We start from the raw sequence: 18,151 nt of genomic DNA, 5'->3' as shown, positions 1-18,151 counted from the left end.
GTGTCGTCGCTGTCCCTCACCGGCCGCCGCCAGGTGCTGGCCGACCTCGTGCCCGGCGCCCTGGTGCGCGACCTGACGCTGGTCGCCGGCGGTGCGCTGCTCACCGGCGCGGCCGCGCAGCTGGTCATCCCCGTCCCGGGCAGCCCGGTGCCGATGACCGGCCAGACGTTCGCCGCGCTGCTCGTGGGCGCCTCGCTCGGCATGCGCCGGGGCGCCGCCTCGATGCTGCTGTACCTGCTCGTCGGCGCGGCCGGCGTGCCGTGGTTCCAGGGCGCGACGTCGGGTCTGTCCGGCGCTTCGGCCGGGTACGTCGTCGGGTTCGTGTTCGCCGGTGCGCTCGTGGGCGCGCTCGCCCGCCGCGGTGGTGACCGCACCCCCCTGCGCACGGTGGGGACCATGGTGCTCGGCAACGTCGTGATCTACGCGTTCGGCGTGCCGTGGTTGATGGCCGCCGCCGGCTTCGACTTCTCGACGGCGTTCGCCAAGGGCGTGGTGCCGTTCCTGATCGGCGACGCGCTGAAGATCGTGGTGGCGGCGGGTGTCCTGCCGCTCGCGTGGGCCGCGGTGGCGCGCCTGCACAAGGAAGACTGAGTGCACGGCGCTCCGGCACGAGCGGCCCGTTCGTGCCGGAGCGCCGAACATGTCGCCCCCGGCGGCTATCGTGTATCGCTGTGCCCGCTCGAACTGATTTCCCCGGCGTCCTCGAACTCCTCACCCACGCTGTGGAGTCCGTGGGCGGAGCCGAGCGGCCGGGCCAGGTGAAGATGGCCGACGCCGTCGGCCACGCCATCCGCACCGGTGAACACCTCGCCGTGCAGGCGGGTACGGGAACCGGGAAGTCCTTGGCGTACCTGGTGCCCGCGATCCGCCACGCGGTGGAGAAGGAAGCCACCGTCGTGGTCTCCACGGCCACGATCGCGCTGCAGCGCCAGCTCGTGGACCGCGACTTGCCGCGCCTGGCGAAGGCGCTGAAGAAGCCGCTCGGCCGCGAACCGACCTTCGCGATCCTCAAGGGCCGCCGCAACTACCTGTGCCTGCACCGGCTCGACACGGGCGCGCCCGACGAGCCGGAGGACGCGCAGCTGTTCGACCCATTCGCCGTTTCGCGGCTGGGCAAGGAGGTCACGCGGCTGCACGAGTGGTCTTCGGACACCGAGACCGGTGACCGCGACGAGCTCGTGCCGGGGGTCTCCGACCAGGCATGGCGCCAGGTTTCGGTCACCGCCAGGGAATGCCTCGGCGCCGCGCGCTGCCCGATCGGCACCGACTGCTTCGCCGAACGCGCGCGGGCCGAGGCCGGGCGCGCGGATGTGGTCGTGACCAACCACGCGCTGCTGGCCATCGACGCGTTGCAGGGCTACCAGGTGCTGCCCGACCACGACCTCGTGATCATCGACGAGGCCCACGACCTGGTCGACCGCGTCACGTCCGTCGCCACAGGCGAGCTGACCAGCGCCATGGTCTCCGCCGCCGCGCGCCGCTGCGGGCGGCTGATCGACGCGGATGTCGCCGACCGCCTGCTGGAAGCGAGCGACGGCCTCGCGCTGATCCTCGACGATCTCCCGGCCGGACGGCTGGATTCGCTGCCGCAGGCGCTGAAAGGCGCGATTCCCGCGGTACGCGACGCCGCGAAGGCCTGCCTGACGGCGCTGGGTTCCGACCGCAAGGAAGACGTCGACGGGGCCACCGCGCGCAAACTGGCGCGGTCGCTGCTCGAAGAGGTGCACGACACCGCCGCGCGCCTGCTCGACGCGTACGACGAAGATCTGGCCCACCAGCGCGACGTCGTGTGGCTCACGGGCGACCGCTACTCGGCGAACCCGCGGCCGCCGGCACTGAAGGTGGCACCGCTGGGCGTCGCGGGGCTGCTGCGCGAGCGGGTGTTCAACCTCAACACCACGGTGCTCACCTCGGCGACGCTGACGCTGGGCGGTGAGTTCGACACCATGGCGCGCCAATGGGGCCTGCCGCCCGGCGGCGCGCGCGTCACGAAGGCGCCCGGCGCGGCCACGGACAAGGAAGCGCCGGCCGACGAGGACAAAGGACCGAAATGGACGGGCCTCGACGTCGGCTCTCCGTTCGACCACCGGCGCAACGGGATCCTCTACCTGGCCAAGCACCTGCCGCCGCCGGGCCGCGACGGGCTTGCGGAGTCCACAATGGACGAACTCGCCGGGCTGGTCGAGGCCGCGGGCGGGCGCACGCTCGGGTTGTTCTCGTCGATGCGAGCGGCCAAGCAGGCCGCGGAGGCGATGCGCGAGCGGCTTGACTACCCGATCCTGTGCCAGGGCGACGACTCCATGCCCACGCTGGTGCGCCAGTTCACCGACGAACCGCGCACGTGCTTGTTCGGCACGCTCACGCTGTGGCAGGGCGTCGACGTGCCGGGGCCGTCGCTGCAGCTCGTGGTGGTGGACCGGATCCCGTTCCCGCGCCCCGACGACCCGGTGCTGTCGGCCCGCCAGCGGGCCGTGGAAGCCCGTGGTGGCAACGGGTTCCTCACGGTCGCGGCCACGCACGCGGCGCTGCTTCTCGCGCAGGGCACAGGCCGGCTGCACCGCTCGATCTCCGACCGCGGTGTGGTCGCGGTGCTGGACTCACGCCTGGCCACCGCGCGGTACGGCGGATTCCTGCGCTCGTCGCTGCCGCCCTTCTGGCCCACCACGGATCCCCAGGTCGCACGCGACGCGCTCAAGCGGCTCGACGCGGCGGCGCCCGCGTGACGGCGGGCACAACCCGGGCGGGTACGGTGAAGAGAACGAACACGACAGGGAGCACCGGTTGACCCAGGATTCGTCCAGCGCACGATCCCGGACCGTCAGTGTCGACGACACCGGGGTGCGGCGCCGCCTCGCCGATGGCAGCGAAGAGGCCGTCCAGTGGGCGGAGCTTTCGTCCGTGATGGTCAGAGTGATCCCGGACGGCCCGTGGAACGAGGACGTGTTCTTCATGCTCGTCGGCAACGACGGCAAGGGCACGGCCGTCCCCAGTGGAGACCCGGCCGCCGACGCCCTCATCGAGCGCCTCCAGTCGCTGCCCGGTTTCGACAACGAGAAATTCATCGAGGCCATGACCACGGACGCCGACCAGGCGTACGTGGTCTGGCAGAGCTGACGTTCCCCGCACAGAGCAGAGCCGAGGCCCTCGGGTAGGGCCTCGGCTCTCGCTGCGTCAGGCGGTCGGGAAAGACTCGGTGACGGGGATGGCCTTCTTGAGTGTCCGGCTCACGGTGCACAGGCGGTCGATCGCACGGTCCACCGCGGTCGCGAGGGCTTCGCGCTGTTCCGCGTCGAGGGAGGACACGTCGACGTCGAAGGTCACGTGCACCCCGTCCAGCTCCGAAGCTCCTTCGCGGCGATCAGCTGTGACGCCGACGCGGAACTTCGAGTCCTCGCCGATGCGGCGCGTGATCAGGTTCTCCGCGGTCACGGCGGAGCAGCCCGCGGTCGCGATCTGCAGCAGCTCGGACGGTGAGAAGGCGCCTTCCGCTCCCGTGCGCCCGATCCGCACCTCCGCGCCGCGCTCGTTGCGCCCCACGAACTGGTGCTCGCCTTCGCGCTGGACTTCCAGGGTCATCGCCTGCTCCTCCCGACGTTCCTACTGATCAGCAACCGCAAGCGGCACACCGGTGTTCCGTGCCGAGACGTACTGCACTCACGCCGGGTACTGCGCCAGGACCGTGATCGTGCCGGGATCGACCTCCGTGAACCCCGCGTCCCGGACGGCGATCACGCGGTCCTCGCGCCAGCCGGCCTCGGGGTCGTCCACCGGGCACAGTTCCTTCCACCGCGCGGGCGACGGCGTCCGCACGGCCACGCGGTAGTCCTGCGCCGCCCAGGCCGCCAGCTCGGCGTCCGACAGCAGCGAGGCCAGGATCATCGTCCCGTGCCCGACCTGCGCGGACGCCTTGCCGACGGTCATCGGCACCTCCGGGTTGAGCAGCAGCAGCGGCACACCCTCGGGCGCCGATCCCGGGGTGTCGGGCGGCAGCTCACTGCCGGAGATCTGCAGGCGCGACACCTCTTTCGGCGTCTCGCTGACCAGCCCGGGCACCAGCGCCCGGACCTCGGCGCCGTCGACCTCGACGGTGATGCCCGGCAGGTCCAGCACGGCCTGCCAATGCGTGCCCCGGGCTCGCCGCGCGACCTTGCGGATGCGGTTGTCGAGCCACGCGTGCATCGGCTCGGCCCATTCGCCGCCGGGCTCGGAGCGTTCGTCGAGACACACGGCCAGCGCCGCGGCGGCGGCCGCCTCGAGCAAGGGCGTGCGGCCGGGCGGCTCGGCGCGTTCGATGCGCAGGATGACCGGCATCGCGCGTACCTGGGCCGGGTCCTCGTCCGAGGTGTCGGACGTGTCCTGCGCGGGCAGCCCCAGCCAGTAGGCGTAGCGGCTGCCCAGGGGCTCCAGCACGTGGTTCACGGCCTGACCAGCTCCAGCCCGTCGGCGGCGTCGGCGGCTTCCACCTCGGCACGCGTGACACCCAGGACGAACAGCACGGCGTCCAGGTAGGGGTGCGAAAGAGCGGTGTCCGCGACCTCGCGCAGCGCCGGCTTCGCGTTGAACGCCACGCCCATGCCCGCCGCCGACAGCATGTCGATGTCGTTGGCCCCGTCGCCGACGGCAACGCACTGGCCCAGCGGGATGCCGTACTCGTCGGCGAAGCGGCGAAGCGCCTTCGCCTTGCCCGCGCGGTCCACGACCTCGCCGACGACGCGGCCGGTGAGCTTGCCGTCCGCGATCTCCAGCTCGTTGGCCGCCGCGAAGTCGAGGCCGAGCTCGTCCACGAGGTGGTCGATGACCTGCGTGAACCCGCCCGAGACCACGCCGCAGCGGAAGCCCATGCGCTTCAGCGTGCGCACGGTCGTGCGCGCGCCCGGCGTGAGCTCCAGCGACGCCGCGACCTCGTCGAGCACCGACTCGGGCAGCCCGGCCAGCAGCGAGACGCGCCGTTCGAGCGATTCGGTGAAGTTCAGCTCGCCGCGCATCGCGGCCTCGGTGATCTCGCGGACCTGCGCCTCGACACCAGCGTGCGCGCCGAGCATCTCGATGACCTCGCCCTGCACGAGCGTCGAGTCGACGTCGAACACGACCAGCCGCTTCGCGCGCCGGCTGATGCCCGCGCGCTCCACCGCGACGTCTACGGCTGCGGTCGAAGCGGCGTCGGCCAGCACCGAACGCAGCTCGGCGTCGGCGGCTTCGGTGTCCTCGTGGACCGAGACGTACAGCTCCAGCCCGGTCACCGGGTAGTCGGCGACGCTGCGGATCGAGTCGATGTTCGCGCCGAGCGCGGCCAGCCGCGCGGCGACCTCGGAGAACGACCGCGCCGTGACCGGACGGCCCAGCATCACCAGCACGTGGGACGAGTCCTGCTTGCCGAGGGCGAACGGGTCGGCGCCGATCGCGTCGCCGATCTTCACCTCCACCTGCATGCCGACGGTCGCCATCGCCTGCTCCACGGACTCCTGCAGGCCCTCCGGGTCGCGGTAGACACCGGCCAGAACTCCCAGTACGAGCTGTCCGCGGATCACGACCTGCTCGACGTCGAGCACGTCGACGTCGTGGCGGGTGAGCACGGCGAACAACACGGAGGAGACACCGGGCTTGTCGGGACCGGTCGTGGTGATCAGGACGGGCGTCTGGGTCACTGGGCTCTATCCCTCGTTCGGCGCTGTGCGAGCACGATCAGTCTGGCGCGGAACGCCGGGCGCAAAAAGGGCGCGTGCCCGGCTTCACACAAGCCGAGCACGCGCCCCCAACGTTTTGAACGGGCTCCGCGGTCAAACGGGCTTTTTACTGCTCGCCCGAGTTGTCGTTGCTGTGGTCACCCGGCATGGTCGCGTCGACCAGCTTCTGCGACGGCGCGGCCTGGTGGCGCGGCTTGCCGAAGAAGCCGATCTCACCTTCGGCGTGCATGCGCTCGACCATGTGCGGGTAGTGCAGCTCGAACGCGGGACGTTCGGAGCGGATGCGCGGCAGTTCGGTGAAGTTGTGTCGCGGCGGCGGGCACGACGTGGCCCATTCGAGGGAGTTGCCATAGCCCCACGGGTCGTCGACCGTGACGATCTCGCCGTAGCGGTAGCTCTTGAACACGTTCCAGATGAACGGCAGCGTGGACGCACCGAGGATGTACGCGCCGATCGTGGAGATCGTGTTCAGAGTGGTGAACCCGTCGCTGGCCAGGTAGTCCGCGTACCGGCGGGGCATGCCCTCGGCACCCAGCCAGTGCTGCACCAGGAACGTGCCGTGGAAGCCGATGAACGTGGTCCAGAAGTGCCACTTGCCGAGCTTCTCGTCCATCATCCGGCCCGTGATCTTCGGGAACCAGAAGTAGATGCCGGCGAAGGTGGCGAACACGATGGTGCCGTAGAGGACGTAGTGGAAGTGCGCCACCACGAAGTAGCTGTCGGACACGTGGAAGTCGATGGCGGGCGCGGCGAGCAGGATGCCGGTCAGGCCGCCGAACAGGAACGTGACGATGAAGCCCATCGAGAAGATCATCGGCGTCTCGAAGGACAGCTGGCCCTTCCACATCGTGCCGATCCAGTTGAAGAACTTCACACCGGTCGGGACCGCGATCAGGAAGGTCATGAAGGAGAAGAACGGCAGCAGCACGGCGCCGGTGGCGTACATGTGGTGCGCCCACACCGCCACGGACAGGGCCGCGATCGCCAGCGTCGCGAAGACCAGGCCCTTGTACCCGAACACCGGCTTGCGGCTGAAGACCGGGAAGATCTCCGACACGATCCCGAAGAACGGCAGGGCGACGATGTACACCTCTGGGTGACCGAAGAACCAGAACAGGTGCTGCCAGAGGATCACCCCGCCGTTGGCCGGGTCGAAGACGTGTGCCCCGAGATGCCGGTCCGCCAGCAGGCCGAACAGGGCCGCCGTCAGGATCGGGAACGCGAGCAGGATCAGGATGCTCGTGACCAGGATGTTCCAGGTGAAGATCGGCATCCGGTACATCGTCATGCCAGGCGCGCGCAGGCAGACCACGGTGGTGACCATGTTGACCGCACCGAGGATCGTGCCCAGACCGGAGACGATCAGGCCGGAGATCCAGAGGTCGGCGCCGACGCCCGGCGAGTGGATCGCGTCCGACAGCGGCGTGTAGGCGAACCAGCCGAAGTCGGCGGCGCCACCCGGCGTCAGGAATCCGGAAAGGACGATCAGCCCACCGAAGAGGTAGAGCCAGTACGAGAACGCGTTGAGCCGCGGGAACGCGACGTCGGGCGAACCGATCTGCAGTGGCAGCACGAAGTTGGCGAACCCGAAGAGGATCGGGGTCGCGTACAGCAGCAGCATCACCGTGCCGTGCATGGTGAACAGCTGGTTGTACTGCTCCTGCGACAGGAACTGCTGGCCCGGCCGGGCCAGCTCCGTGCGGATCAGCATGGCCATCGCCCCGCCCGCCATGAAGAAGGCGAACGAGGTGACCAGGTACATGATGCCGATCTGCTTGTGGTCCGTCGTGCGGAACAACCGCAGCAGGTACGAACCCTTAACCGTCTCGCGCGCGGGGTATGGGCGCGTTGCGATCGGCTTGGGGGCTACGGCCGTCACTCCTGCCTCCAACACTGAAACCTTGTGGTGGTCATCGTCCGGGTCGCCGGGGGTCGGGACGGGCCCGATCCGACGGCTAGAGGGATCGTAGCCCTCGCTACCCACCGTCGCTCGCACCGGCTGCTTAGATCACCGCATGGCCGACCCGTACACGGCTTCCGCACTCGGCGCGGCCCTCTCGGTGGCCCGCCGCCTCGGCCTTGCGACGGAGTCCGCCGAGGTCCTCCACGAACGCTCGAACGTGCTGGTGAGACTGGGTCCCGTCGTCGCGAGGGTGCCTGGGACGACGCGCCTGCTGCGACCCGACGCGACGGCCTGGCTCGAGCGCGACGTCGCCGTTTCGCGGCACCTCACGCAGAGTGGTGTGCTCGTCGTCTCACCCACCACGGATCCCCCGGCCGGACCCCATTTCGCCGACGGGCTGCCGGTGACGCTCTGGCACTGGACGCCGCACGATCCGGACCTTCGGCACACGCCGGGCGAAGTCGCGAGTTCACTCGCGACGGTCCACGCGGCACTTCGTGCCTATCCGGACGAACTTCCCGTGCGCGGGCCCGTCGACGAGCTCCTGGGCGCGCTCGACCGGCACGGGGCCATGATGGACGGTGCCGCGGATTCCCTGCGCGCCGAGGCGTTGCGGCTCGCGGCCGCGCTGCCGGCGGACCGGATCCAGGCCCTGCACGGCGATGCGCACCCGGGCAACGTCATCGCGACCGCGGACGGGCCGTGCTGGCTGGATTTCGAAGATACCTGGCGCGGACCGCTCGCCTGGGACCTCGCGATCCTGGCGAAACAGGGCGGACCGTCGTTCGCGGCCGCGTATCCGGACGTGGTGGATGCGGCTTCGGTCGAGGCGTGTCTGCGGTTGCGCGAGCTGTTCGTGGTGGTGTGGCGGTATTTGCTCGCGCTGCGCTGGCCCGCGCGGCTCGGCGAAGCGCGCGCGGCCCTGGCGGACTACTTCTAGGCGTACCAGCCGAGGATCGCCTCGACGACGCCCGCCGGGTCTTCGAGCGGCGTGAGGTGGCCGGCGCCGGGCAGGACGACGAGCATGGCTTCGTCGAGGGCGTCGACCATCTTGCCGGCTTCCTCGACGGGGGTGAGCTTGTCCTCCTCGCCGACGATGACGAGCGCGGGCACGTCGGACTTGCGCAGCACGTCGAGCGAATCGGGCCGGTTGCGCATCGCGCGCGCCGCCCACGCGACCCCGGCGGGCGGCTGGGCGTCGATGAGCTCGCGCACGCGTGGGGCGGGTTCCTGGTTGTGCAGGAGGTTCGGGAGGTTCGCGTCGGCAAGCCACCCCCGGACACCCTCGGTCTCGGCGCGTTCGGCGACCTTGAGGCGGTTTTCGGCCGCTTCGGGTGCGTCGGCGGTGGCTTTGGTGTCGATGAGCACGAGTCCGGCGACGCGTTCGGGGGCGGCTTTCAGCAGGGCGAGGGCGAGGTAACCACCCATGGAACAGCCGCCGAGCACCACTTCGTCCAGCTCCAGCCGATCAAGCAGCGCGAGGACGTCGCGCGCAGCGTCGTCGAGGCTCGGCTCGCGGTCGGTCTCCGGCAGCGGGCTGCGGCCCAGGCCGCGCTGGTCCGGCGTGATCAGCCGCAGGCGCTCGGCCAGGGGCGCGCGGACGGAGTCCCACATGCGGGCGTCAAGGGGGAAGGCGTGCAGCAGCAGGAGCGGCAGTTCGGTCATGACGGCGATTCTGTCGGACCCCGCCGCTAGCGTGCGGGGTGTGCTGAGGGAGATCGAGACTTCACGGCTCGTGTTGCGACCGTTCACCGAGGAGGACCGCGCCGCCGTCGTCGCCATCCAGACGGACCTGGCAACGCACCGCTTCAACCCGGACCCGCCGGACACTCCGACCGGCGACCTGCTGTTCGACTCGTGGCTGGCGCACTGGACCGAGCACGGGTTCGGCTACTGCGCCGTGCGGGAGCAGGACGGGGCCGAGATCCTGGGCCTGACGGGGGTGCGGCTGCGGCTGTTCCGCGGTGAGCGGGTGCTGAACCTGGCGTACCGCTTCGCGCCGTCGGCGTGGGGGCGGGGGTACGCCGTGGAGGCAGCGGGCGCCGCCGTGGAGTGGGCTGAGCGGGAACTGCCGGAGATGCCGGTGCTGATCAGCGTGAACGCGACGAACGCGCCATCGCTGCGGGTGGTGGACCGGCTGGGGTTCACGCGGTTCGAGGAGGAGGTGTACGAGGGGGCGGTTTCGCGACATTTCCGCCGATGAGGGTCGGGCCGCGCCACGGTCGGCGCGCCGGTTCTGGCGGCGCGGGCACCGGCTGACGCCGATTCGGGCCACCGCCCCGGCTGGGCAGTGGGCATCCGGTGCGGGCGCCCCGGCTCCTCGATGCCGGTGCGGACAGGCAGGCACCACTTGGCGAGCGTCGGGTCGCCCATCCGCTGGTCGGCGACCGTGCCCGAAGCGCAGTTCTGGCCGCCGGTCCGGGCCGCGGGCGTTGCAGCGGGCCGGCAAGCACCTTCCATGGCCGCCTTCATGAAGGCACTGCCTCCCGCCCTTTGGCGGCGCCCCTCCTGGGCCGCCCCCGCACCGGTCCCGGGCGCGGGCACCGCAGCAAGCCAGGCAAGCACGTTCCCCTGGCACCGCCTACCTCGAGGCCGCTGCCTCACGCCCTCCGGCCGGCCCCTTCCCGGCCACCCGCGCCGATCGGAGCCGCGGACATCACAGCAAGCCACGCAAGCACCGTCCCCTGGCTCCGCCTTTATCAAGGCACAGCCCGCCCAGCAGCGCGGCACGCCCCTCCTGGTCCCCTCCGCATCGGTCCTGGGCGCGGCGTCGCAGCGGGCCAGGCAAGCGCGTTCCCCCTGGCTCCGCCTACGTCAAGGCCGCTGCCTCACGCCCTCCGGCCCGCCCCTTCCCTGCCCACCCCGCACCGATCCGAGCCACGGACATCACAGCAAGCCACGCGAGCACCCTCCCCTGGCTCCACCTTCATCACCGCACCGCCCGCCACCCTCCGGCCGCGACCTTCCGGGCTACCAGCGGCGGTTCGGGCGCCGACGGGCGCGGGCGTCCCAGCAGGTGCGGTGCCAGTGGCGGCGGTCGGCGACGGAACCGGTTTCGTCGGCGGGCCACACCACGACGTGGGGCGTGCCGGGGCGGATCTCGTGGTCGCAGCCGGGGCAGCGGTACGTCTTGGTCGCGTGGGAGCCGGGCACGGTGCGCACCAGCCACTCGCCGTCGGGGCCGGACTCGGCGTGTGCCCATCCGCTGGCCGCGCCGAGGTCGGGCTGCTCGGCACGAGCGTGCCGGTCTCGGCCGGGGCGATGGTGTCGGGGCACGGGAACCACGTTAACCGGAGCGATCAGTGGGCCGCAGAGCATGGTCCACCTTGCCGTGGCGACCGAGCGACGACCGCCGGGCTCGGGCCGAGTCGCGGGGCCCGAGTCGCCGTGTTTCGAGGAAGCGCGCCGGCCGGGTCAGCCCTGCGCGAGGGCCAGCGGCACCAGCTGCTCAGCCTCCGTCAGCGAGCCGTGCTGGCCGATCAGCGACGTCTCCACTGCTTCGGCCAGGCCGCGGACCATGCCGAACGTGCCCTGGGCCGCCGCGACGACGTCGCCGATACGGGGGCGCACGCGGTCGCTCACGGTGCCGAACCAGCCCTGCGCGATGGCTTCGTCGCGGGGCAGGACCCAGGCGCGCGTGCCGAGGACGGACTGCCAGGCCGCGAGGACGTCGGCAGCCGCGCCCGCTTCTGTGTAGACGTGGCGGGCGCGGACCTCGCCGCCGAAGGCACGGACGCCTTCCAGCAGCTCCGGGGTGTCCTCGAGGTCGAGCTTGTCGTCCACGGTCACCATGCCGTGGTCGGCGACGACGGCCAGCAGAGCGCCCGCGGGGAGGCCGTCCACAAGGGACTCCACGAGGCGGTCGACGTGCCGCAGCTGCATGCGCCAGGCGATGGAGCCGGGGCCGTAGAGGTGGCCGAGCAGGTCGAGTTCGCTGTGGTAGGCGTAGCAGAACGACCGCGACGCGAGGACCTCCAGCGTCCGCGCGGCGAGGTCGCCCAGCGCGTGGACGCCTGCGTAGCGCGCGCCGCTCTGGGTGGCGCGGGTCAGCGCCGTGTCGGCGAACTGGGCGGACGACACGACGGCGGCGTCGAGGCCGGCCGCGGCGGCGCGTTCGAAAGTCGTCGGAAGCGGCTGGACCGAGCGGGGCGGGAGGGCGCCGCGCAGGTCGCTGCCGTCTTCGTGGGAGCGCCAGCGCAGGGCGTTGAGCACGCCCGTGCCCGGCACCTCGAACGTGTACCCGACCATCCCGTGCTCCCCCGACGCCAGGCCGGTGCCGATCGCGGCGACGCCGGCCGCCGTGGTCGACGGGAAGCCGACGCGCAGCGGGCTCTTCGCGAGCTCCGTGAGCACGGGCGCGTCGGCGGCGTGCTCGGCGAGGAGCTGCCAGCCGAGGCCGTCGATGAGCAGCACACACGCACTGCGAGCCTCCGGCAGCGCCAGGGAACCTGCCTCGCCCGGGACGCCGAGCGCGCCCAGCACCGCGGGGACGACCTGGCCGAGGTGCGGCAGGTCCGTGATCTGGGGAACGTCCACGAAGACAGCTTCCCACCCGCTTGCCCGGCAGCGATAATCGACGCATGCCCACTTACGCCTACCGCTGCCGCGACTGCACCGACACGTTCGAGCTGCAACGGCCGATGAGCGAATCCGGCGCTCCGGCACCGTGTCCCGAGGGGCACACCGACACCGTGAAGCTGCTGACCACCGTCGCGCTCACCGGCTCCGCCGCGAGCCCCGCACCGTCGGGTGGCTGCTGCGGCGGCGGGTGCTGCGGCGGCTGACGGTCAGCAGGCCTTCAGCGCCTGGTCGAGGTCGTGCCAGAGGTCCTCGACGTCCTCGAGCCCGGCCGAGAGCCGGATCAGCCCGTGGGTGATGCCCGCCGCCTCGCGGTCGCTCTCGGCGACGACCCGGTGTGTGAGCGACGCCGGGTGCTGGATGAGCGTGTCGACGCTGCCGAGGCTCACCGCCGGCGTGATCAGCCGGACGGCGGCGATCAGCGCGTGCGGGTCGCCCGCCACCTCGAACGCGACGAGCGGCCCGCCCAGCTTCGGGTAGTGGACGGCGCGTACCGCTTCGTGCCGGGTGAGCCGCTCGGCCAGCACGGCCGCGGTCGCCGAAGCGGCCGTGACGCGCAGCGGGAGGGTCGAAAGCCCGCGCAGCAACAGATATCCCGCCAGCGGGTGCAGCACGGCGCCCGTGGCGAAGCGGATTCCCCGCAGCCGCGCGGCTTCCTCCGCGTCGCACGCGACGATGCCGCCCATCACGTCGCCGTGGCCGCCGAGGAACTTCGTCGCGCTGTGCAGCACGAGGCGCGCACCCTGGCGGCCGGGGCGTTGCAGGACGGGCGTGGCGAAAGTGTTGTCGACGAGCACGGGCACGTCGCCGCACGCCTCGACGAGGGCCTTGACATCGAGCTCGGTGAGCGTCGGGTTGGCGGGCGTCTCGACGAACACGAGACCGGTGTCCGGCCTGAGCGCTGCGGCCACTTCACCGGGCGCCACCCAGGGTGACCTCGGTGCCGAGCAGCCCGGACGTCAGCAGGTGATCGGTCGACCCGTACAGCGGCCGGATGCCGACGATGTGCCGTTTTCCCTGCGACGCGGCGGAAAGCAGGCACGCGGACACCGCCGCCATCCCGCTCGCGAACGCCACCGCGTGGTCGAAACCCTCGAGCTCGGCCAGCGCGCGCTCGAACCGCTCGACCGTCGAGTTGCTGACGCGGCCGTAGATGCCGGAGACCTCGCCGCCGGACGAGAACTCGTCGATCCGCAGGGCCTCGGCCGCGCTGTCGCGGGACGGGTACGTCGTCGAGAAGTCGAGGGGTACGGCGTGCAGGCCCAGGTCGGTCAGGTCGTCACGGCCGGCGTGGACGGCTCGGGTGCGCAGCGCGTTCGTCATGGTCCGAAGGTTCGGTCATCATGCGGATTTGGTGCAATGGTTTCGGATATCATTCGGGGCGTGACCGAGTCTGTCGAACTGAGTCCGGTGGACCTCGAGATCCTGCGCGTGCTGCAGAACGATGCCCGGACGTCCAACAAGGACCTCGCCGCCGCTGTCGGCATCGCGCCGTCCACGTGCCTGGACCGCGTGGCGCGCCTGCGCGACACGGGCGTGATCACGGGCCAGCACGCGCAGGCCGACCCCGCCAAGCTCGGGCGTCCACTGGAGGCGTTCCTGTTCGTGCAGGTCCGCCCGCACCGACGCCAGCTGGTGGACCCCTTCGTCGCCGACCTGCTCGCCCTGCCCGAGGTGCGCGCCGTCTACCACCTCACCGGTCCGGACGACTTCCTGGCGCACGTGGCCACCAGCTCGGCCACCGAACTCCAGCGGCTGGTGCTGGACGAGCTCACGGCCCGCGACGAGGTCGCGCGCGTGCACACGAATCTGGTGTTCCAGCATTGGAGTGGTGGGGCGTTGCTGCCGCCTACTCCGTCCGCACCTTGACGGGGTGCCGGGGGTCGGTGGGACACAGAAAGATGTTCAGCGCGCCCTGCTCGCCGAACTCCCAGCCGGCTTCCTCGTCGTCGCGCCGCTCACACCCGCACGGCACCTCGTCCTCCTGCGTCGCCAGCGCGATCGCCTGACGCAGGCGCGCGCCGCACTCGCGGCAGCTCAGGTCTTGCGGATCCTCGCCGTACCAAGCCGTCCAGCCGCCGACTTTCGAGAACTGGCCGAGCTCGTACTCGACGTCATCGCGGCTCGCCGGCAATCCCAGCTCCGCGGCGGCCTCGGGGAAACTCCTCGACGTAGGGGAATTCTTCCAACCGGCACGGATCGAGGACGCGTGGCCGGGGCAGGAACATGTCGTCCGCGTCTGCAGGTGGCTCCGGCGCTTCGGCGACTTCGCCGACGGTTTTCGAGTCGCGCCAGACCAGGCGTACGGCGGGGCCGTAGTGGTGCTTACTGGTGTGCAAAGTCGGGCACAGCAGCACCTGCGCCAGGTCCGTGCCGTCGGGGAACAGCAGCTCGGGGAAGTCGCGGCGGTACAGCTGCGCGGCGCCGACCATCGCCGGCACGGGCTCGTCGTCCGGGTGGCCGCCGGTCCAGCCGTCGTCGGTCGCTTCGGGCTTCGGCGGCCAGGTGACGGGGCACGTGGGCCACGGCTCGCTCGCGGGCCACAGCAGGGGGCCGCCGAGGTGACTTTCGCCGACGGCGGGCTCGCCTTGCGCGGGGTGAAGGCGCACCGCGGTGCGCGCGTGCTCGGTCAGAGCACCGAACTCGGTCGGGAGGTTCACCGCGCGAGGGTATCGCTCGGCACCGACAACTCCGGAGAACAGCGCGAATACCGACCGCGACGATTTCTCCCGATCGGAACTCGGCAAAAAGCCCACTACCGATTCCGGTAACGGAAATCGCGGCCGGCCCGGTCGTCCGGACCACGAAGGATTTGCCGGTCGAGGTACGGAGGTAGCGCCGTGACGAGCACGACCGGACCGGCCGGACAGAATTCCCAGGATTACTGGGGTCCGCCGACACAACCGATGCGACTGCCGCGCCAGCCGGGGCAGATCAGCACGGTGATGCTGCTGCTCGCCGCGCTGTGCGGGGCGGCCGTGATCGGGGCAATCTGGCTGGGGATCACGTTGGCGTCGTGAGGGCATTCCGGTTTGTGAATTGCCGGAATGCGCGAGTGGTCGGTGGCCGAGAACGCCAGGGTTGCCTCAGTTGTCCACAGGTATGCCGAGTTGTGGACAACTGAGGCGATCCGGCGCTCGGTCACCGATTTTGTCGGGGTGGGTCGATAGAATGGACATGGGCACGCCCCCCTTGGGAGGGCGGGGCTCCGGCAGAACGGCGGCTCCGGCAGAACGGGGATTCCGGCAGGACGAGGGCTCCGGCCAAGCGGTTATGGCGTTTTGGGCGTGGATGCCGGGCAGGATGAGCGGGCGGTTGGCGGCTCGCGATCTCGTGGCGCATTCCGGCAGCGAGGTCGCGCCCGCCGGTGTCGCGGACTGCGCTGGTGCGAGGTTGCGCGGGGTCGCGCTGGTGTGAGGTCCGGTGCGAGCGCGGGTGTGATCTCAGGCGTAGGTGGACGTCGCGGTCCCGGCGGAGCATGTTTTCGATGTGCCACTGATTGCGCGGACACGACTCTCAGCCGATCATGCGACTCAGACGTTCCCATGATCAACCAGGAGCCGTGTCCGCCCTTCACCAGCCCAGAACCTTTACCGAAACCCGTTGGGGAGGGCGGGGGTGGTTCGCAGCACCGCTACTCTCCGAAGTTCGACTCCACCAGACCAGTCACCTTGGCGAGCGCGTCCGAAGCCTCCGGCCCCCGGGCGCGCACCACGATGTGGTCGCCCTGGCGGGCGCCGAGGGACATGAGGGCCAGCACGCTGTGGGCGTCGGCTTCCTGGTCGCCCAGACGGATCGTCACCTCGGCTTCCACGGAGGCCAAGCTGCGGACCAGCACGGCGGCGGGACGGGCGTGGAGGCCGACCTCGTTCGTCAGCGTGAGTTCCTTCTCCTGGGCATCACCGGGAGCGTCCACCGCGGCGAGGTCCGGAGCCAGGCCGGCACCGGCGGCGGCAGCGGCCACCGTCTTGCGGTCCGCCCCACCCTGAGCGGCGACGGCGGCCGCGATGGCGCCCTCCACCAGGGGGCCGTCGGCGACCAGGGCGGCAAGACCACCCGACAGGGACTCCACCGCCAGCTCGGCCGTCATCTGCGCGCTGCCCAGGTCGTACAGCAGCACCACGCCGTCGCCGGAGTCGGCGCGCTGGGTGGCGGCCACGACTTCGTCGTAGTCGGTGCCGATGCCGCCGTCGTCGGGGAGGCCGCCGGCGGCGACGATGCGGACGTCGGGGGCCATTTGAGCGGCCAGGTCGGCCAGGCCTTCGGCCAGTTTGGCGCTGTGCGAGACGAGCACGATACCCACGGTCACCGGGCGGCCTCCGCGAATGCGCGCAGCAGCAGCGCCGTGGAGCGGGCGCCTGGGTCCATGTGGCCGACGGCGCGTTCGCCCAGATACGAAGCCCGGCCCTTGCGCGGCACCAGGTCCACTGTGGACTCGGCACCGCGGTCGGCCGCGTCGGCCGCCGCGGTCAGCACGTCCGCGATCGAAGCGTCCGCGGGGCAGGCGGCGGCCGCGGAGACGGCCGGAATCAAGGCGTCGACCATCGTCGCGTCGCCGCCCACCGCTTTGCCGCGCGCCTGGACACCGTCCAAAGCGGCCTGCAGAGCGGCCACCAGCAGCGGCACGTCGATCGAAGCCGCGTCGCCCAGGCGAGTCGACGCGCGCAGAAAAGCCGTGCCGTACAACGGTCCCGCCGCGCCGCCGACCTTCGAGATCAACGTGGTGGCCGCCAGTTTGGCGACGCTCGCCGGGGTGGCGGGCACCTCCGTCTCCAGGGCCGACACGATCGCGGTAAACCCGCGGCTCAGGTTCTCGCCGTGGTCGCCGTCGCCGATGGCGCGGTCGAGCTCCACCAGCTCGGAGCGGTGCTCGGCCGCGACCTCGGCCGCGGCTCGCAGCGCGGCCGCGACTCCTTCGGAAGAACAACCCATCAGATCCCCCACCGCAGCGCGGGCGTCCACACGGGCGCGTCCCACAGCTCGGTCAGCTCGTCGTCCAGCTTCAGCAGCGTCAGGCTCATCCCCTGCATTTCGAGACTCGTGATGTACGGGCCGACCAGCCTGCGCTCGACCACGATCCCACGCTCGGCCAGCAGCCGCTCGGCGATGCCGTGCGCGAGGTAAAGCTCCACCAACGGCGTGGCGCCCATGGAGTTGGTGAACAGCAGCACCTTGTCGCCCGGCTCGTACGGCAGGTCCGAAACGACGGCCTCGACCATCCGCGCCACCAGCGCGTCGGCCGGCTCGGCCGGGATACGCTCGCGGCCCGGCTCGCCGTGGATGCCGATGCCGAACTCGATCTCGTCCGGCCCCAGGTCGAAGCTCGGCTCGCCGACGTGCGGCACGATCGGCGCGCTCAACGCCATCCCGATCGACCGCACCTGCCCGACGACCTTGCGCGCCAGCGCCTCCACGGCGTCGAGCGAGTCGCCCCGTTCCGCGGCCGCGCCCACGATCTTCTCCAGCAGCACGGTCCCGCCGACGCCACGGCGCCCGGCGGTGTAGGTCGAGTCCTTCACCGCGACGTCGTCGTCGATCACGACGCTGCGCACGTCCAGGTCCTCGGCCGCGGCCAGCTCGGCGGCGGTCTCGAAGTTCAGCACGTCGCCGGTGTAGTTCTTCACGATCAGCAACGCACCGGACGGCCCGGTCGTCGCGGCGACCGCGGCCTGCACCGCGTCCGGGGTCGGCGACGTGAACACCGCGCCGGGGACGGCCGCGTCGAGCATGCCGCGCCCGACGAAGCCGCCGTGCAGCGGTTCGTGGCCGGAGCCGCCACCCGAGATGACGGCGACCTTGCGCGGCACCGGGGCGTCGGCCCGCACCACGACGGCCGGGTCGTCCCGGACGCGGAGGATGTCGGCGTGGGCGACGGCGAGGCCTCTCAAGGAGTCCGCGACCACTGTCGCCGGATCGTTGATGATCTTCTTCATGGCGGGCCTCCGTCACGTCGGCGTGGTGGGTGCTCCCAACCTAGCCGCCGACA

20 protein-coding genes and 1 pseudogene are annotated in these 18,151 nt (G+C 71.3%); 8 read left to right on the top strand and 13 right to left on the bottom strand.

Annotation, left to right across the window (positions count from 1 at the left end; genetic code table 11):
- The 3 genes from AB0F91_RS04740 (at nt 1) to AB0F91_RS04730 (ending at nt 3,114) form a co-directional block, all read left to right on the top strand.
- Entirely contained in the window at nt 1-591 is a 591-nt protein-coding gene (locus AB0F91_RS04740) for a biotin transporter BioY (RefSeq protein WP_360594733.1), read from the top strand.
- A gap of 80 nt (nt 592-671) precedes the next feature.
- On the top strand, nt 672-2,723 hold the full coding sequence (locus AB0F91_RS04735) for an ATP-dependent DNA helicase (protein ID WP_360594731.1): 2,052 nt from the start codon (nt 672-674) through the stop codon (nt 2,721-2,723).
- 58 nt (nt 2,724-2,781) lie between these two features.
- On the top strand, nt 2,782-3,114 hold the full coding sequence (locus tag AB0F91_RS04730; protein ID WP_354885329.1) for a hypothetical protein: 333 nt from the start codon (nt 2,782-2,784) through the stop codon (nt 3,112-3,114).
- A gap of 57 nt (nt 3,115-3,171) precedes the next feature.
- Here the strand turns inward: AB0F91_RS04730 and AB0F91_RS04725 are convergent, their stop codons facing one another.
- From AB0F91_RS04725 to ctaD, 4 genes are all read right to left on the bottom strand, one after another.
- Complete coding sequence (locus AB0F91_RS04725) at nt 3,172-3,576, bottom strand: OsmC family protein (RefSeq protein WP_360594730.1); 405 nt, start codon at nt 3,574-3,576, stop codon at nt 3,172-3,174.
- 78 nt (nt 3,577-3,654) lie between these two features.
- Complete coding sequence (locus AB0F91_RS04720) at nt 3,655-4,419, bottom strand: peptidyl-tRNA hydrolase (RefSeq protein WP_360594728.1); 765 nt, start codon at nt 4,417-4,419, stop codon at nt 3,655-3,657.
- The gene (gene serB / locus AB0F91_RS04715; RefSeq protein ID WP_360594726.1) at nt 4,416-5,645 is read right to left on the bottom strand and encodes a phosphoserine phosphatase SerB; all 1,230 of its coding nucleotides are present in this window, start codon (nt 5,643-5,645) and stop codon (nt 4,416-4,418) included. Before serB ends, AB0F91_RS04720 begins: the two co-directional genes overlap by 4 nt.
- Before the next feature lie 145 nt (nt 5,646-5,790).
- A complete protein-coding gene (gene ctaD, locus AB0F91_RS04710; protein ID WP_360594725.1) occupies nt 5,791-7,563 on the bottom strand; it encodes a cytochrome c oxidase subunit I in 1,773 nt (590 codons plus the stop codon).
- Between the two features lie 136 nt (nt 7,564-7,699).
- Between ctaD and AB0F91_RS04705 the strand changes: the two genes are divergently transcribed.
- Entirely contained in the window at nt 7,700-8,527 is an 828-nt protein-coding gene (locus AB0F91_RS04705) for a phosphotransferase (protein ID WP_360594723.1), read from the top strand.
- Here AB0F91_RS04705 and AB0F91_RS04700 read toward each other — a convergent pair.
- On the bottom strand, nt 8,524-9,252 hold the full coding sequence (locus tag AB0F91_RS04700) for an alpha/beta hydrolase (RefSeq protein WP_360594721.1): 729 nt from the start codon (nt 9,250-9,252) through the stop codon (nt 8,524-8,526). The two genes, AB0F91_RS04705 and AB0F91_RS04700, sit on opposite strands and share 4 nt — an antisense overlap.
- Between AB0F91_RS04700 and AB0F91_RS04695 the strand changes: the two genes are divergently transcribed.
- Nucleotides 9,251-9,790, top strand: a complete 540-nt coding sequence (locus tag AB0F91_RS04695) for a GNAT family N-acetyltransferase (RefSeq protein ID WP_360594720.1) — start codon at nt 9,251-9,253, stop codon at nt 9,788-9,790. The genes AB0F91_RS04700 and AB0F91_RS04695 overlap by 2 nt on opposite strands.
- A gap of 767 nt (nt 9,791-10,557) precedes the next feature.
- Here AB0F91_RS04695 and AB0F91_RS04690 read toward each other — a convergent pair.
- Together AB0F91_RS04690 and AB0F91_RS04685 are read right to left on the bottom strand one after the other, a co-directional pair.
- A complete protein-coding gene (locus AB0F91_RS04690) occupies nt 10,558-10,863 on the bottom strand; it encodes a hypothetical protein (protein WP_360594718.1) in 306 nt (101 codons plus the stop codon).
- A 138-nt stretch (nt 10,864-11,001) separates the two neighbouring features.
- The gene (locus AB0F91_RS04685; RefSeq protein ID WP_360594716.1) at nt 11,002-12,123 is read right to left on the bottom strand and encodes an alkaline phosphatase family protein; all 1,122 of its coding nucleotides are present in this window, start codon (nt 12,121-12,123) and stop codon (nt 11,002-11,004) included.
- Between the two features lie 44 nt (nt 12,124-12,167).
- Here AB0F91_RS04685 and AB0F91_RS04680 point away from each other — a divergent pair, with 44 nt between their 5' ends.
- Nucleotides 12,168-12,371, top strand: coding sequence for a zinc ribbon domain-containing protein (locus AB0F91_RS04680; protein ID WP_220243781.1), 204 nt, complete (start codon nt 12,168-12,170; stop codon nt 12,369-12,371).
- 3 nt (nt 12,372-12,374) lie between these two features.
- Here the strand turns inward: AB0F91_RS04680 and AB0F91_RS04675 are convergent.
- Nucleotides 12,375-13,488, bottom strand: a pseudogene (locus AB0F91_RS04675) (PLP-dependent transferase).
- Between the two features lie 60 nt (nt 13,489-13,548).
- On the opposite strand from AB0F91_RS04675, the gene AB0F91_RS04670 reads away from it, so the two are divergent.
- Nucleotides 13,549-14,034, top strand: coding sequence for an Lrp/AsnC family transcriptional regulator (locus AB0F91_RS04670; protein WP_360594714.1), 486 nt, complete (start codon nt 13,549-13,551; stop codon nt 14,032-14,034).
- On the opposite strand, the gene AB0F91_RS04665 is transcribed toward AB0F91_RS04670, so the two are convergent.
- Together AB0F91_RS04665 and AB0F91_RS04660 are read right to left on the bottom strand one after the other, a co-directional pair.
- Nucleotides 14,015-14,299 (bottom strand): hypothetical protein, encoded by a 285-nt coding sequence (locus tag AB0F91_RS04665; RefSeq protein ID WP_360594713.1) that lies wholly within the window; start codon nt 14,297-14,299, stop codon nt 14,015-14,017. The genes AB0F91_RS04670 and AB0F91_RS04665 overlap by 20 nt on opposite strands.
- On the bottom strand, nt 14,280-14,825 hold the full coding sequence (locus tag AB0F91_RS04660) for a hypothetical protein (RefSeq protein WP_360594711.1): 546 nt from the start codon (nt 14,823-14,825) through the stop codon (nt 14,280-14,282). The genes AB0F91_RS04665 and AB0F91_RS04660 overlap by 20 nt, the downstream gene beginning before the upstream one ends.
- 180 nt (nt 14,826-15,005) lie before the next feature.
- Here AB0F91_RS04660 and AB0F91_RS04655 point away from each other — a divergent pair, with 180 nt between their 5' ends.
- The gene (locus tag AB0F91_RS04655) at nt 15,006-15,185 is read left to right on the top strand and encodes a hypothetical protein (RefSeq protein ID WP_360594710.1); all 180 of its coding nucleotides are present in this window, start codon (nt 15,006-15,008) and stop codon (nt 15,183-15,185) included.
- Nucleotides 15,186-15,799: 614 nt separating this feature from the next.
- Here the strand turns inward: AB0F91_RS04655 and dhaM are convergent.
- Genes dhaM through dhaK form a run of 3 tightly spaced genes read right to left on the bottom strand, consistent with a single transcriptional unit; the run spans nt 15,800 to nt 18,098 of the window.
- Nucleotides 15,800-16,474, bottom strand: coding sequence for a dihydroxyacetone kinase phosphoryl donor subunit DhaM (gene dhaM / locus AB0F91_RS04650; protein WP_360594708.1), 675 nt, complete (start codon nt 16,472-16,474; stop codon nt 15,800-15,802).
- Nucleotides 16,471-17,097 (bottom strand): dihydroxyacetone kinase subunit DhaL, encoded by a 627-nt coding sequence (gene dhaL / locus AB0F91_RS04645; protein ID WP_360594706.1) that lies wholly within the window; start codon nt 17,095-17,097, stop codon nt 16,471-16,473. The genes dhaM and dhaL overlap by 4 nt, the downstream gene beginning before the upstream one ends.
- On the bottom strand, nt 17,097-18,098 hold the full coding sequence (gene dhaK, locus AB0F91_RS04640; protein WP_360594704.1) for a dihydroxyacetone kinase subunit DhaK: 1,002 nt from the start codon (nt 18,096-18,098) through the stop codon (nt 17,097-17,099). Before dhaK ends, dhaL begins: the two co-directional genes overlap by 1 nt.
- Nucleotides 18,099-18,151 lie beyond the last annotated feature (53 nt).

It is taken from the genome of Amycolatopsis sp. NPDC023774 (assembly GCF_040639695.1).
GTDB lineage: Bacteria > Actinomycetota > Actinomycetes > Mycobacteriales > Pseudonocardiaceae > Amycolatopsis.
The sequence above is the reverse complement of the archived record's forward strand: the minus strand, read 5'-3'. Positions and strand labels throughout refer to the sequence as shown.